Raw genomic sequence first — 16,003 nt, forward strand, 5'->3', positions numbered from 1 at the left:
GGGGGATCTCCCCGATCTAGTCGGCCAATGGGTGGCTGATTGGCCGCGACTATTTTGCGTCAGCCGAGTCTAAATATTGCTCGATATACTCTTGGATCTCTTCCACCTTAAATGCCTTTGACAATTGATTTATTTTTCCCAAAAAAGCAGGGTATTCAGCACCTTCACTTTCAATGATCGCGACCTGCGATCGCAATGCCTTAACTCTTCCCTGCTGCGCGAGTTGATAGAGAATCAGCAACTTTTCATGGGGTGGCAAACTGATTTCATTGGCATCACTAACTTTGTCTAAAGACAACAGTTTTGGATCAACCTTGGGGTTTTCATGCTCATCAAAAATCCATTCCAGGGAAAGCTGCATCTCTAATACTATAAGTAATTTTTTGAAGTCAATTGGCTTAGACAGAAATGCACTTATACCTTCTGGCAAATTTTTATTTTCGGCATAATCAAGTGCATTTGCAGAGGTAACAACTAAGGGTAAATCTCCAGTTTTCGGCGACTTTTTCAGGCGTTGTAAAATATCTTTTCCTTCCGTTGTCAACGGCATTAAATCAACAATTGTCAAATCGGGTTTTTGCGACTCAGCCTTGGTCAGGCCCAAATCTACATTCTCAGCATCAATAACTGAAATCCCTAGAGATTCCAATAGATTACTGAGTATCAGACGACTTTCTGAATTTTCATCTATAACTAACACTGTTCGAGGCAAGCCTTCAAAACCAAAAATCTTAGAGACTGGCGATTCTTGAATGGGATGCCAGAATGTTTCCGTAGGCATTAACTCTAGATCAAACCAAAACAAGCTGCCTTTGCCAAGACTGCTTTCAACGTGTAATTCACTGTTCATTAAGCTGATGATTTTGTGGCTGATGGCTAAACCCAGGCCAGTTCCTTCTGGCTTTTTCTTGACATCACCAACCTGTTCAAACGGGAGGAATATTTTTTCCAGGTGATCCGCAGCCATGCCCACCCCCGTATCCTTGACCTGAAAACGGATTTTGCAAGGGCTATTGTCAGAAAAAGAAGCGCTATTGTTCAAATTTTTGATATGAAATGACACCTCTCCCTTATCCGTAAACTTAAATGCATTCCCCAGCAAGTTTATCAGGACTTGACGTAAGCGCTTTTCATCTGCCTGAAAACCTGTTGGTAAAGAGTTATCCACCTCATAGTGAAAAGCAATGCCTTCCTGCTCTGCACGAACCTGAAAAATTCCTACCACACCTTCCAAAAAAGATGCCAAATAAACCTCACTGGGATACAACTCCATTCTTCTAGCTTCAATCCTAGATAGGTCGAGAACATCGTTGATTAGGTTCAGAAGATGATTGCCGCACTGATAAATAATTTCTACACCCTTTTGACCCCTGTCTGTCAAAGGTTCACGGCTTTGCAAGATTTGGGCGTACCCTAATATGCCATTGAGAGGAGTGCGCAGTTCATGACTCATGTTGGCCAGAAACTCGCTTTTTGCTTGGTTGGCTGAGTCCGCCATTTGCTTGGCTTCTGACAGTTGTTTCGTGCGTTCTGTGACCTTTATTTCAAGAGTTTTTGAGTAGTCCAAAAGCTTTAAATTGGCTGCCTCTAATCTGCCATTTACCATTTCCAGTTGCTGTTTATGGAAAGCATTTGTGCTTGCCACAGTACTCACAATCAAGGCTATAACAGGGGAAAAAACAGGTATGATCTGACCTTCTAAAAAGGCGAGATAGGCACCAACAACAAGTAAACCAGAGAGGAATAAAGCAGCTCCTAAGGCACTAATGATCAGATGCCTTTGCCTTTTTTCTCCATAATTTACTGCCTGCAACTGCCAACTACCAACAGAGCCTACGATGGTCCAGAGTATGATCCAAATAGATTCCTTTAAACCAGACCAGCCCTCTAGCATCTTTCGACCATCAATAGCCCCAGCAATGATTTGACTAGCCAAGTTGGAATGAACAATGACCCCTGATGTACGAGAATGCACCTCAAATAGCGAACTGCTATAGGGGGTATGGAAAAAATCATTGGTACTCGGTGCAATAGAACCAATAAATACCAAGCGATCGCGCATCAAGTCATTAGCAATATCTCCATCCAGCACTGCTTGCATAGAGATCGTTTGAAAATTCGATTCTGCGCCTCGCCAATTTAATAGTATTTGATACCCCCCTAAATCCTTATGTTTATAGCCCGCTGTGCGATTTTGCAAAGGCTTAAATATTGCCTTTCCCAACCGCATATGTAGGTTTTTGCTATTATCAATGCTCTCTAATTTGATATCTTCTACTTGAAGATATTTAAGCGCTGCTTGAGTGGCCAAACCCATCTTGACTGCGCCATTACTTTCAGCAGAAAGCAGCCCTCGGCGAATGTTTCCATCCCTGTCTGTGACAAAATCAGCAAAGGCAACCTGGTCAAGTTCGGCTAAAACTGGGGGCGGTGGTACCGCATCACCAAACATTTTTTCTACTCCTATTAATTGAGGAGTAGATTGAAAAACCTCCACAAGTTCTGCATAGCCTGGTTCTTTTGGGAGATCACGATAAAGATCCAGGCCAATAACTCGAGGATTTTGATCTCGAATCTTCCGGATTAAATCTGCTAAAACCTGATCTGGAATTGGCCAATCGCCAACGGATTGGATATCTGATTCATCAATGGTAACCACAACGATACGTTCATCCAAACCTTCTTGAGATCGGATGAAAAAAAACTCATCCCTAAGTCCCCACTCTAGTAGGCTAAAGATTCCCAGAAAATTACCGGCAATGACCGTAATAGCAACAGTGGGAGTGATGATGAGAACACTTCGAAGATGTCTGACTCGTTTTCTCAGTTTCGAGAACATAGGTGTCAAAAAGCCTACCTAAAATAGGGAAGAAGTAGCGTCCTTCCAATTAATATTCCCAAATCCGAGTCATTGATCTCTCCCAAGGCTTCAACTCAACAGCCCCGTCTTGTGAACTTAATAAGATATGCATAGGATTTAACACCAAAGCCCTCCAAACTGGGAGGGCTGTGGTCTCGAATCGCTTAGAGTGAACAGCTACCTTGCTGAGATAATGGATGATTCAAATAACTCACTCAAGCCAACGGAGCTCAGAAACTCTTGCCAATGCCAGGCTATCGCTGAGTTATCGGGCTGTTCTGAACGTAATTGTGCAAACAAAGCAGCACTATCATACCAAACTCCATTTTCTGCCAGAATCTCGGCCCGAGCTAAGGCATCCCCATCAGCTAACAACGTTGCCAATTCGGGGGACGGCTCAATTCTTTGGACCCAGGCATCTACAAAAGGGCTACTAGGGGTTAGAACACCATTGATCCTTAACGCTGCAAACCACTGGTAGTGTTCGCCCACTTCTAACGCAGGAGCATCATCTGGCAAGGTAATCGCTAGGATGCCAGCCTCACCTGAAATAGGCACTTCAGTTCGATAAACCAAATTACCCGCTTTATCTTTAAGGCTAAAGACTACTTGCCTTGCCGCCGAAGACGGCAGAAAAGTCATGAACGTCGGTCTTGCCAATAGCGTCGTGCCGTAGAAGCTTTCAGGCATCACAGCAACCAGGGCAAATGATGCAAATGCACCTGGATTAGCACCATAGAAGCTCAAGCCCACCTCAGCAGATGGCACCTGGTTGGACGACATCACAAACTCTGCTCGAACAGCGCCGCCAGCCACCTGTTGCGGAGCCACATTGCCAGTTGAGGGGGTAAACTCTCCCCGTGAGGCACCACCCATTGCCCCGCGAGGCGCTGCGTTGCTTGCAGGGGGGGTGAACTCACCGCGAGAAGCCCCACCCGTGGAACCCCTGGGAGACGCATTGTCTGAAGGGGGAATGAACTCCCCACGAGAAGCCCCACCCGTGGAACCATGCGGCGCTGCATTGTCTGAAGGGGGAATGAACTCCCCACGAGAAGCCCCACCCGTGGAACCATGCGGCGCTGCATTGTCTGAAGGGGGAATGAACTCACCGCGAGAAGCCCCACCCGTAGAACCCCTGGGAGACGCATTGTCTGAAGGGGGAATAAACTCCCCGCGAGAAGCTCCACCCGTGGAACCCCTGGGAGACGCATTGTCCGCAGGAGGAATAAACTCCCCGCGAGAAGCTCCACCCGTGGAACCCCTAGGAGACGCATTGTCCGCAGGAGGAATAAACTCCCCGCGAGAAGCTCCGCCCGTTGACCCAGTAGGTGCCGTATTATCCGCTGGTGGCTGGAAGGATGCTGACCAACTTGGCTCAGCCAACAGGGTGCTTAGGCTGGCGGTGAGCACCCATGAAGAGATTAGTTTTACCCATAGATCGGACTTCATAGACCTTCCTCAAGTGAAGAGAGAAAACAATTCTGGAACAAAAGAACAAAAACAATTCTGGAACACAGAATTCGTCACATGCTTTCTGGTGACCTTCGCCAAAGCATGGGCAGTACTTCTAGGTTTTTTTGAGGGCTGACGTAGATTTTAACAGAAAGCAATCCCCAATATCTTTAAAGTTTCTGTGATTTGTCGATCTGGTTAAATGCGTGATTTCACGGATGCTATTGCCCGTTATAGCCAGTTCCCGATTAGAACATAGGATGACCAATAAAAGGGATCTTTGTAACTGGGGTCTCTCATCAAAGTTAATTGGGCTTGACGCAATGCTTCCGCTTTCGTGAGGTCAGCTTGCTGAAAGCTTTCGTAAAAGTCAACCATTAATGAAGCAGCCGCTTCGTCTTTGACTGGCCACAGCGTGGCAATGGTTGAGCGCGCACCAGATTTGACAGCCAAACCAGCTAAGCCTAAAACTGCTCGATCATCTCCAGATGCTGTATTACATGCACTCAAGATCAGCAATTCGATCGCATCACCAGAACGAGTCCCTCGGCTCTGCATTAACTCAGAAAGTTGCCAAATATTGATTTTCCCTTCCCAAGTCAGAAGAAAAGTGTCTTCTTGTTGGGAGCCAAATTGTCCATGGGTAGCTAAGTGGACGATATTTGCTGAGCTATTTTGCAATTGTTTTGCCACCTCACTACTCGTAAATTCCTCATTCAACAAAGGAGAAGCGCCCACCATTTTCGAGATCTCAGTCACCTCTCTCACGACTGCAGGCAAGGAACTAAACCCATTGCGGGATTCACTAATTCCCCCAATTAGCGTACTCAGATTGGCACGATTGAGGGGCTGGGCGGCCATTAGCTGCAAACCAGGGGAGAGGGCTACGGCATACTTTTCAATTAAATAGTTTTTCCCATCGTGAAGAGTTGCCATGGGAATATTCCTCATCAATCCATCCAACACAAACACTAATGTCTCATCGTTTGTAAGTACTTGCTGTTGCTCAATGGGACGAATTAACCAATCATATACCTGCTGAGAAACCCGTAGACGCTCTTGATGGTCCGAAGAGGGGTGCAATAGCTCCAATAAGTGCGTCAAAGTCACCTCAACTTTAGTTTTGTCAATGGATGTTCTGTAGTAGCTGAGGGGTTGACCTAACTTGGATACAATGACGGCTAACTGATCGGGCAGGATAATTGGATAAATGACTACGGCTTTGGGATCAATTTGATCGATTTCTTTGGGTTGAGTATCTAAGCAGGCTTGTCTAAAAAAATCATCTAGTTCTGCTAACTGCAAGCTTTCAATTAGCTTTCTAGCCTGCTCAAGCTCGGACTGATCAGGATTTTCAGTCAGCAGAAGAGAAATGTATTCTCGGTAGACAGGCTCAACACTATTCTGAAAAGAAAATTGGACATCACGATTGATAGCAATTAAATCTCCCCGTAAGGATTTCAGCGATTCAACTGCTTCCTGATAAGCATCGGCTGCCGCAGTGTACTGTCCATTCTGCCTAAGGACACGCCCTAGTTGCCAAGCTGCTTGGGCTACAATATCGTTGGCCTGCTGAGATCTGGCTAGCAGCAATGATTGCTGAATTGAATCGATGGCAGCGCCATTTTGTCCAGCTTGAATATAGAGCTCTCCTAACTGCTTTAATCCGTATGCTTCGGCGCGAACATCTCCTAACTGCTGGGCATTTCTAATGACCTTAGTAGCCAGTTGATTAAGATCTTGAGATGACATCAGTTGCTGTGAGCCCGCATACTGAGTGACATTTGATATCAAATTTATGGCTCCATACATGGAACCATGGCTAGGAGGTAATTCACTTAAAATTTCTAGAGCTTGTGTTAATAAAGCTTGAGCAGCTTGCCATCTTTGAGATTTCAGATGAATTTCCAGCTCTTCTAATTGAGCCTGAAGTTTAACCAGTGGACTAGTGGCTTCTTTGCGCACAATTTCAAAATATGTTAAAGCTGCTTCATCGTTATCTAGGTTGGCAGCTAATCTACCAATATCCAATAGAATCGCGTTACGCTCTCCGGTGGCATTAAGCTGATCTGCCACTCTTAAGCTTTCGGAAAGAATGCTATAAGCGGCTCTATAGTCCCCAACTCTTTGTCGGGCTGCGCCAAGATTTCTTAAGGCCGTAACCTTCAGTTCTGAAACTGGCATTTGCGACAACTGCTCATTAATAGATTCTAGGATGCCTCTAGCACGGCGATAAAATCCTAGTTGCTGAAGTGCTTGAGCTTGATTAACGCGACTGCCAATAACACCAATATTATCCCCAGCTTCTTGGTAGAAAGTTTCGGTTTTCTCCCAGATCCTTAATGCAGCTTGAAATTGCCCTAATTGGAGTTGTAAACTTGCCTGGGTATTCAGTACTTGTGCATGTAAAATTGGATTTACTGAATCGAATACTTGGTTGAGCAATACTAAGCCAGTGGTGATAGCCTGTTCTGCTTCCTGCCATTGGCTAAGGGCCTGACGAGCTAAAGAAAGATAGCTGAGGCAGAGTATCTGCTGGGCAACCTCTCCACGATCAGCGTAACCAGAAGCGGCAGCTTGCCAAACGACTGCCGCTTGGTCAAAACGACCTGCTGCATAGTAAGACCTACCAGATTCTAGCTCAGAAGAAGGATTTGATAATTCGATGGAATCTTGCTTAAGAACAGAAGAACTGATCTGAACTTTAGCGAATGGCAAAGCCTTTGCCTGGACTGAAAGTGGCACGATCGCCAGACACATGCCAACTATGAAAAATACAGTAAACTGGCGGATCACTCTTAAAAATTTCATGGGTTATATTGTTTATTTTTCAATGTTTTTGAGCTAAGGAAAACAAAAATCTTACTGTCTTCAACGGTAATTGGGCTATATAGCGATCCTGCATGGCCTTTGAGTAAGCCTCTTCGTGGGTTACGCTTCGCTTCACCCATGCTCCGAAGGTCTTCAGAAATCAAGTAGGATTGCTATATGAGGACGCTGGGCTCAGCTTTACTATCTTGAACGTACAAAGGGGGTACCTCTGATCTCAGGTCACCATTGCTCGGCAACGGTACGTCACCCTGTGGAGAACAGCGCCACTCGAAAACTTGATGCCTGCTCTCCATGGATCTCTGACTCTGATGATGAAGGATAATTGTGGCAAAAGTGTGGCATATCTAGTAGTAATCCTCTCATCTAGCAGATCGAATCGTAATCAACACCGTTAGCTGTCCTTTTAGTAAGTCTTTCCAAGCTCCATTCCCTTTCGGGTAGACAGTGCCGGTGTAGACACAGGTTATTGACTTTTGTTTGACCGTTGAGGATGCTGCTTTTAACTAGAAAGGGGTGTATCTAATGGAAAAGTAGACGCCACTTTCCTGTAAGGATCCAGAGGAGGTATTGCCATTGTTCAGTGGGATACCCCAATCAATACGGGCAGAGAAATTATTTTGCATTTGCCACTGCAAACCTAGGCCCGTTGATGCCAGTAAATTAGAATTTGGATTAGGGCGAGATCCATTATTCCAGCCCCTTCCGAAGTCAATGAAAGGGGCTATATGTAAAATACCATCCACATCTTCGATTCGGAGAATGGGAATTCTTAGTTCTATGGAAGCGAGTAAACCATTATCGGTGACCAACTGATTTTGCCGATACCCCCGCACTGTTTGTTGTCCTCCTAAGCCAAACTGTTCCTGGGCCAAAAGCTCATCGCCTGTTAGTTGAACATCTCCCCGTATAACCAATAGCGTATCAGGTGCCAACAGCCGAATCCATTGCCCTTGTCCTCGCCAACTCAGGAAACGGCTGTCTAGCCCAATATCGTTAATGGTTGCGCCAAAGGCACCAATGCCAAGGCTAAACTGCGATCGCAAGGCCAGCACCTGTTCTGGGCTACGACTCGTCCACTCTTGCACAAATCGGAGTACCGATAGTCGAGTTTTACCGTTCTCATCAGCGCCTGGGGAAGGAAAGGGGATAGCGCTTCCAAAATTACGAAGAAAGAAACTTTCACTTTCTCGAATTGAGGTCGTCAAGCTGAGCGCAAACTCTTGACTAGGAGTTTGATAAACAGGGTGCCGATAGCTAAGTTCATAATAATGCGAATCTGATTCGATGTCTAATATGTCAAAGGGCTCTTCAATCACTTTGCTACTGCTAAAACCCGTCCCAAAGCTGAGGGTTGCATTGCGTGGACTGACCGGGATACGATAGAAAAAATCAACGGAGTTACTGCTTTCAGTATTAGCAATACTCACATTAAATCGGTCCCCCAATCCCGTTAAGTTGCCATGGTCAAAATCGACGGTTCGTCGAAAACTGCCCACACTGGGGGAACGTCCATTATCAAGTTGAATGGACGCACTAACCGCATCTGCCTCTGTAATTTCGACCTCAAGAATGCTGGTCCCTGGACTAACGCCAGCAGCTAACTCAGCCGAAATCGTTGCGATTAAGGGATCCAGTTGTAGCAATTGCAGCCCTTCTAAAAGGCGACTTACATTGAGCGGGGGGGCTCCTGCCAACGCTAGGCGACTGCTGACATAGCTGGGATTTAACCTTTGGTTTCCTGTAATAATAATCTCTTCTAATTGACCTTCAACAACCTGAATCTCAACAATTCCTTCATTCAGTGTTTGGGGTGGAATGTAAGCTCCAGAAGTGACATATCCCTGCTCCACATATAATTGAGTAATGGCAGCCCTGGCCTGAAATAGTTCATTAAATGTAATCGGACGGTTGATGAATTCCGCAGTAGCTGCCGCTAGTTCCTCTTGGCTAAACACCGTACTGCCAACAATCTTAAATACCTCAACTGTAATGGTTGTCGGCACATCCTCAGGCAGTGTCTCGGGGGGGACAGTGGGAGCTGTGGGTAAGGGTTGTAATAGATCCTCTGATTCGGGTAGCGGTGGTAATGGCTCGGTTTCTATGAGCGGATTTGTGGTAGGAGACGTTGCATCCTGATTGAGGATGGAATCCACCGGGTTCTGACTTTGGGCGATTGGCAAGGGGGGATTGGGTTTGCCGATGGGTACTTGCTCAAGCCCAAGGTCTGTGCCCAAATCCATGTGATTAACTTTCGCGATCGCTTCAGCTTCGACAGCTAGGCAAACAGAGGGGAATAACATGCCCAAGCTAGCGCCGATGCTCAAATAGAACAATGTTTTTAGTAGGCCAGGACGGTAATGATTGGTTATGAGCCTCATGGGCGTAGGTAGGGAAGGTTATGGCCAGCAAAATACTTTTCAGAAAAGAGATAGCGATCCTATTTGTTTTATGAAACGAGAGTGCCTTGCATGCATGGGTTTCAGTCTGATTTCTGTTCGGAAATGATTTCGGATTGCTATATCTGTTGATTTTTTTTGAGTCGCTGACTTAATAAGGTTACCCTCATATTGTTCCCCATTATGCCTGTCTAGTTGCAATTTTCGAGATACTTATACCGGGTTAAGGCTGCACGGCTGATCAAGCATGAGTCCAATTTTATAACTGCTCAGCTCTGTGTGTGAATCCAGCCTTAGTCACGAGAAACCAAGGGTTTTAGCCTGCTCAGACCTAGCTGTCTAAACACTGCCTAAGTGTGAGGATTGGCGGCACAGGTGGCATAATCTGTGCCCCGGCTGCCGTCATCAGAGACTGCCACCAACTCTACTTGGCCTTCGGCATTAATAATCCACCCCACAGCCTCAGTAATCGGGGTATCTGGATGGGGTGCCGCTAGCTTGGGGCTGGTTGTTGCGGGCTGGTCGATAAAGTCTGAGAGGTCGCGCAAATCTGCCCAAATCGGACTGCTGGTAGCATTTGCTGGTGTCGGCGGCGTCCCCCCCCGCCCTGTGGCGACAAAACTGTTATCTCTCACTGCACCACATTCAGCCGCTACTTGATCGCTGGCATCTGTGAGGTCCGAGGGCAGTTCGATAGTGCCAGAGCTGGGGTCTAAGCCTGGGGTTTCAATCGTGACGGTGCCACTCAGGCCAAATTGAGAACTGGCGGTGATGTCGTTCTCAGGGGTTAGTTGCGGGCGAAAGACAAGTCCAAAAATCCCTTGAGTGGTGATTTGAATATTGCCTCCATTGCCCTGAAATGCATTGGCAATAATGTCGCTGTTCTCAAATCCGGCAATCACTGGGGCGTTAATGGTGATGTTGCCGCCATTGCCTGCACCACCAGCGGTGGCCGAAATTACACTGCCGTGTCGCAAAATTAGCCCAGAACCTTGCAAGCTCATATTGCCGCCATTGCCACCTGCCGTACTCGCCGTCAACCGACCTCCCTGATCTAAGAAGATGGTACCCCCGGTAACATTCAAATTGCCTGCGGTGCCTGTCCCTGAATTGGTCACGGTGACCTGGGCTCCATTGCGCACGCTTAATGCGCCAGTGGTAACAGTGACTGCCCCAGCCGGAGCATTGGTAGTTGACGATGCCGTGATGGTGCTGGGCAAATACTGCCCATTCACTAAGGATGATGAAACTCCTTGCACATCAATGGTGCCGACAGTCAGGTTGACATTGCCCGCAGCACCATTGCCCTCGGTAGATGAGGTAATTTGTCCACCGTTAAAGACCCGTAGACTATTGGCGTTGAGGGTGATATTGCCACCCTGACCTGTGGCATTTTGCCCCAAAGACACGGTGATGCCGCTGACGCTCTGGCTAAACAAATCCACTACAGGATCGCTGACTTGCACATCAGTGGCATTAATGGTGACATTGCCTGCCATGCCAGTTCCTGCATTCGCAGGAGTTGAACTCCCCGAAATTGCACTGGAGATGGTTCCGCCACTGGACAGCGACAGTTGGCCTGTGGTGATAACCACATTGCCCGCTTGTCCAGCAGCGAGAGGTTGAATCGAGCTAATCACTGCGCTCGTGAAGTTGCTGGGGTTAGCACCTCGAACCTCTAGACTCTGGGTTGCGGTCACAGAGATAGCTCCCGCATTACCCGTAGTGATGCTAGGTAATCCAGTAAAGAAATCAATTGAGCCTAGTACATCGGTACTGATCCGCCCCCCATCTAAGATCCGTATTCGATCGGCGGTAACAGTAATCGCTCCACTGTGATTTTGCTGTCCCCCGGTAACGAGGGTGGTAATGGCCCCTGAGGTATAAACCCCTGTGGCTGGATTCGGAAACGGTGTGAAACCACTGATCTCGACATCCGTCGCCCGCACTGTAATATTGCCGGTCCTGGCGTTGTTGATTGGTGCGAAGGTGGGAAAGCTAACGCCATAGTTGAGGGACTGAATCCACGCGCCATTATTCAAGCGTAGTTGCGGTGTATCAATCGTGATGTTGCCTGCGGTAGCACCACTACCCGACACACTGGTAAATAAACCCGCCGGTATATAGTTATCTGGATGAGATGCTCCCAGTAAATTGACAAACTCGGTCGTCTGGACATTAATACCCCGGCCTTGAGCATTTGCCCCTGTAAAAACACCAATACCAGAGCCGTCTTGTAGCGTTAAGCCACGTCCGCGAATGTTGATTAGTCCTCCTGTTGCCCCACTGGTATCGATGTAGGAAGACTGACGCAAGGTAACCGTACCCCAAATGGGCGATGGAGTGGAACTCGACAACTGCCAACTGCCCATGTTGGCAATATCGACGATGCCATTTTGAATCCCCCACAATTCCACATGACCATCTGGGGCAGAGATATTAGCGCTATTGATATTGACCTGTCCCCCAATCAGCGCCAGTGTCTGATTAGGCGATATTGATAGGGTCGGTGTACGAGTGAAAAAATTGTTGGCAAAGGGGCCTTGCACTTCCACAGTTCCTGCTGAGGCTCCCAGTTGTAACCCTGTGGGGGCCGTGATGGTCAATAAGGGGTCGGGGGTATTACCAATCCCAAAAGCCACGTTATTGGCAAAGAGGACATTCTCTGCGGTGCTAGCGACAAAGGAGCCGGGGACATTCAGGCTGGCTCCGGCTCCGAAGACAAATCCACTGGGGTTAATCAAAAACAAATCTGGGCTGACCCCGCCAGTCAAGGTGATTTGACCATTAATGGTGGAGAGGTTGCCCCCGGTGACCCGACCAATCACCAAGTTGACATTGTCAGCGGTGCCGCCGTAGCTGACATTGCCTAGGTCAAAGTGGGCCGTATCGGTGCCATTCAGCAGAGAAAAGTCAGTAAAGCTATGGAGGAGGGTGGTGGCACCTTGCAGTTGGCCCCCCGTAATCACGTAGTTAGGGCCGGGGGTGACTTGGGTGCCGATGGAGACATCCCCTGTGATCGTTTGCGCCATCGCGGGGCAGGCCAGTGTGAGCCATAGGCCCAGGCTCACACTGGTGCCGAGCCCAAATGGGCAAAAAGATCCTTGTTGCATGGGTTTTGGGAAATGCTACTAGCCCTAACTATATGCACCTGAATAGTGGCAAAAATGTGACAACTCTGTATGGCTATTCGTCGTCGGCTTCTTCATCACCGAACCCGCATCAACTGGGCTGGGGTTTTCAGGCAACTATTGTTCAGTGTTAAGAACTGTTTCAAGCTGGTCAGAACTGGCTGTCTAATCACTGCCTAAGTGTGAGTATTGGCGGCACAGGTGGCATAATCTGTCCCCCGGCTGCCGCCATCAGAGACTGCCACCAACTCTACTTGGCCTTCGGCATTAATAATCCACCCCACAGCCTCAGTAATCGGGGTATCTGGATGGGGTGCCGCTAGCTTGGGGCTGGTTGTTGCGGGCTGGTCGATAAAGTCTGAGAGGTCGCGCAAATCTGCCCAAATCGGACTGCTGGTAGCATTTGCTGGTGTCGGCGGCGTCCCCCCCCGCCCTGTGGCGACAAAACTGTTATCTCTCACTGCACCACATTCAGCTGCTACTTGATCACTGGCATCTGTGAGGTCCGAGGGCAGTTCGATAGTGCCAGAGCTGGGGTCTAAGCCTGGGGTTTCAATCGTGACGGTGCCACTCAGGCCAAATTGAGAACTGGCGGTGATGTCACTATTGGGCGTATCGCTGGGCTGAAATTGCAGTCCCAGAATCCCCTGGGCGGTGATGTTGATATTGCCGCCATTGCCGGTAAAAGCATTGGCACGAATATCACTGTTTTCTGATAGAACGGCTACCACAAAGCCATTGGGGGTATTAATCGTGACATTGCCGCCGTTGCCGCCCCCGAGGGCGGTGCCTGCTGTCGTAGAAATGAGGCTATTGTTTCGTAGCAGCAACAGATCTCGCGTAGTAAGGGTAATGTTGCCCCCCTGAGCACTGGCTGTTTCTGCGGTTAAGGTTGACTGGTTTTGCAGGATAAGACGGTCACTTCGGATGGCAATATTGCCACCATCGCCCGTGCCCAAACTATCCACGGCAATGACAGACCCGTCCTGCAAGCGCGCCGTACTGGCCCCGACGGTAATGTTACCGCCCTGCCCAGTGGAGCCCAGGGCAGTGGTTGCCGCCAAACGAGATCCCCCGGTCAGGGTGAGTTGGGGAGCCAAGACATTGATATTTCCAGCTTGGCCTGCACTACTGGTACCGCTCACCACAGTGCTGTTGTTGAGTTGTAACTGTCCCGGCGTGGTCAGGGTAACCGTGCCCGCCGGGGCATTGGTTCTGGTGTCGCTCTCAATCGCGCTATTGATCAAGATGAGGTTGCCGAGGCTGGTGACCGTGACATCCCCCGACTGGCCGGTGGTGCCTAGGGGCAAGGTAATGGGGCCGACAGCGGGCACGGTCACCTGCACCTGTTGACTGGTCAAGATGTTGGTGTTGTCCAGGGTTAAGTCTCCAGTACCCTGCACCAACACCGTTCCCGCTTGGGCCGAAGACGAGGTGGTCAAGAGGTTGACATTGGAGATTTGGTTCCGGGCTGTGAGTATAATGTCATTGCCATTGCCCGCTGTCCCCAACGGAGCCGCAGCAATGGAGCGTAGATTGTTGCCATTACCGAGGATGCTGGCTTGGGGCGCAGAGAGGGTGACGGCCCCGGCGCTGCCCGCATTGCCATCCTCTGAATAGGCCACTGATGAGATATCCCCCTGGGTAATCAAATTGCCGTTGGCGCTAGTCAGGGTGACGGCCCCCGCATTGCCGCCTGTCCCCGTGCCTAACACCACCGCCAACGATTGAATATCCCCTTGCGCCACCAAGTTTCCTTGGGTGGTGCTGAGGGCAATGTTGCCCGCACTGCCTCCAGAGCCGCTGAAACTAGCCGTAGCCGACGAGGCTTCCACCAGCACAGAGAGGTTGCCGTTGGTGGCTGATAGGGTGATGTCTCCGGTATTGCCTGTAGTTCCAAGAGCGGTAGACCGTACGACATTGACCGAAAGATTGCCATTGGTCGTCGCTAGGGTAATCGCCCCAGTATTGCCCGCACGTCCACCTATTGCAGCCCCGAAATTAATGGTCGTTGACTGCACGGCATTGACCGAGAGATTGCCGTTGGTGGCCAATAGGCTGATGTTGGCCGCATTGCCAGGGATCGCCGTTGCTACAGATGCCTGGTTGCTGGAGAGGACGTTACCTGTGACGACCAGATTACCATTACTGGTGGTGAGGGTGATGGGCGCTGAACTACCTACTGTGCCCGGTGCCAAGGACGTGGCTAGAACCGAGCCATTGATCGTAAGATTCCCATTGGCACTCGATAGCGAGATCGCCCCCGTGCCACCGTTGCTGCTGACTCCCGTCAGTGCCAGCGAAGGGGCAGAGATACCACCGTTGACCGTGAGATTGCCGTTGGCGGCGAGGGTTACCGACCCTGATTGACCACTATTGCCAGCGAACGAGAGCGCAGTGGTGTCCAATGGTCCCGTCACGATGTCCCCTGCTGCCGTCAGGATGATGGCTCCGCCATCGCCCCCCAGGATATTAGCCGTGGTAACAGACCCCACAACAATGCTGCCGGTTGGTAGCCCAGCAGTGCCACTGGCAAAACTAGTGCCCCCGCCACTAAAAGGGGTATTGGGGCTAGGCACTGACGCCACCCCCGCCCGCAAAATTGCCGCTGGTTGCGTGGTCAAAATAGCAAAATCTGGATCACTCGCCGGAATCGCGCCACTGATATCTGGTCCTGTGATCGTGATATTGCCCCCCTGAATACTGCCCGTGGCCTCTACCTTCAGGGCTACGCCGGTGTAGTTACCAAAAACTACATCCCCATTGGCATAAATGATCGGGTCATAGAGGCTGACAAAATCACCAGGGTTGCCCCCTAAGGTCTGAAATTGCAGGCTACCGCCGCTGAGAAAATGGGCATCCCCTGAAATGGCTCCATTACTAATCAGCCGCAGGTTGCCGCCACTTTGAAACGGGGTGGTGGGATGGTTTAGGGCCAAGATATCAATCTGTTGATTGCCTTGAATGGTTAAATCTCGCCCTGCTTGAGCTTGAAATGCCGCCGTGGTAGTGTCGCGAATTTGTACGGTATCGCTGGCCGTTAGGGACAGATCCCGGCCCGCCAGCAACTGTCCCTGTAGGTCCAAGCGATCGGCCACGAGGGTTAAATCTGCGGCCACACTCAAGTTGCCACGATTGACAATGGTAGATCCTGAAGGCACCCCCCCGGTTTGCAGCCCCAAGGGCGTCGTGATGGTCAATAGCGGATTCGGGGTGGTGCCATCGACGCCAAAGCGTTCACCATTGGCAAACAGAACATTCTCTGCGGTGCTAGCGACAAAGGAGCCGGGGACATTCAGGCTGGCTCCGGCTCCGAAGACAAATCCACTGGG

Annotated in this window: 6 protein-coding genes; all 6 read right to left on the reverse strand. The window is 49.4% G+C overall.

The window, feature by feature from the left end; genetic code table 11:
• Positions 1-49: 49 nt before the first annotated feature.
• Complete coding sequence (locus LEP6406_RS0209895) at positions 50-2,839, reverse strand: CHASE2 domain-containing protein (protein WP_008308948.1); 2,790 nt, start codon at positions 2,837-2,839, stop codon at positions 50-52.
• Between the two features lie 198 nt (positions 2,840-3,037).
• Complete coding sequence (locus LEP6406_RS33320; protein WP_162160857.1) at positions 3,038-3,691, reverse strand: DUF928 domain-containing protein; 654 nt, start codon at positions 3,689-3,691, stop codon at positions 3,038-3,040.
• An 852-nt stretch (positions 3,692-4,543) separates the two neighbouring features.
• A complete protein-coding gene (locus tag LEP6406_RS0209915; RefSeq protein WP_008316672.1) occupies positions 4,544-7,123 on the reverse strand; it encodes a CHAT domain-containing protein in 2,580 nt (859 codons plus the stop codon).
• A gap of 524 nt (positions 7,124-7,647) precedes the next feature.
• A complete protein-coding gene (locus LEP6406_RS0209920) occupies positions 7,648-9,147 on the reverse strand; it encodes a ShlB/FhaC/HecB family hemolysin secretion/activation protein (protein ID WP_162160858.1) in 1,500 nt (499 codons plus the stop codon).
• A gap of 743 nt (positions 9,148-9,890) precedes the next feature.
• Entirely contained in the window at positions 9,891-12,572 is a 2,682-nt protein-coding gene (locus LEP6406_RS0209925; RefSeq protein WP_155834668.1) for a beta strand repeat-containing protein, read from the reverse strand.
• Between the two features lie 275 nt (positions 12,573-12,847).
• Positions 12,848-16,003, reverse strand: a 3,156-nt coding sequence (locus LEP6406_RS30175) for a beta strand repeat-containing protein (protein WP_051463656.1), incomplete at its 5' end; no start/stop codon positions are given.

The sequence above is a fragment of the Leptolyngbya sp. PCC 6406 genome (genome assembly GCF_000332095.2).
Lineage (GTDB): Bacteria > Cyanobacteriota > Cyanobacteriia > Phormidesmidales > Phormidesmidaceae > PCC-6406.

Bases quoted from the DNA above. Each gene is read 5' to 3' on its own strand.
- LEP6406_RS0209895 (WP_008308948.1), bottom strand. From the start codon at position 2,839: ATGTTCTCGAAACTGAGAAAACGAGTCAGACATCTTCGAAGTGTTCTC.
- LEP6406_RS0209915 (WP_008316672.1), bottom strand. From the start codon at position 7,123: ATGAAATTTTTAAGAGTGATCCGCCAGTTTACTGTATTTTTCATAGTT.
- LEP6406_RS0209925 (WP_155834668.1), bottom strand. From the start codon at position 12,572: ATGGCGCAAACGATCACAGGGGATGTCTCCATCGGCACCCAAGTCACC.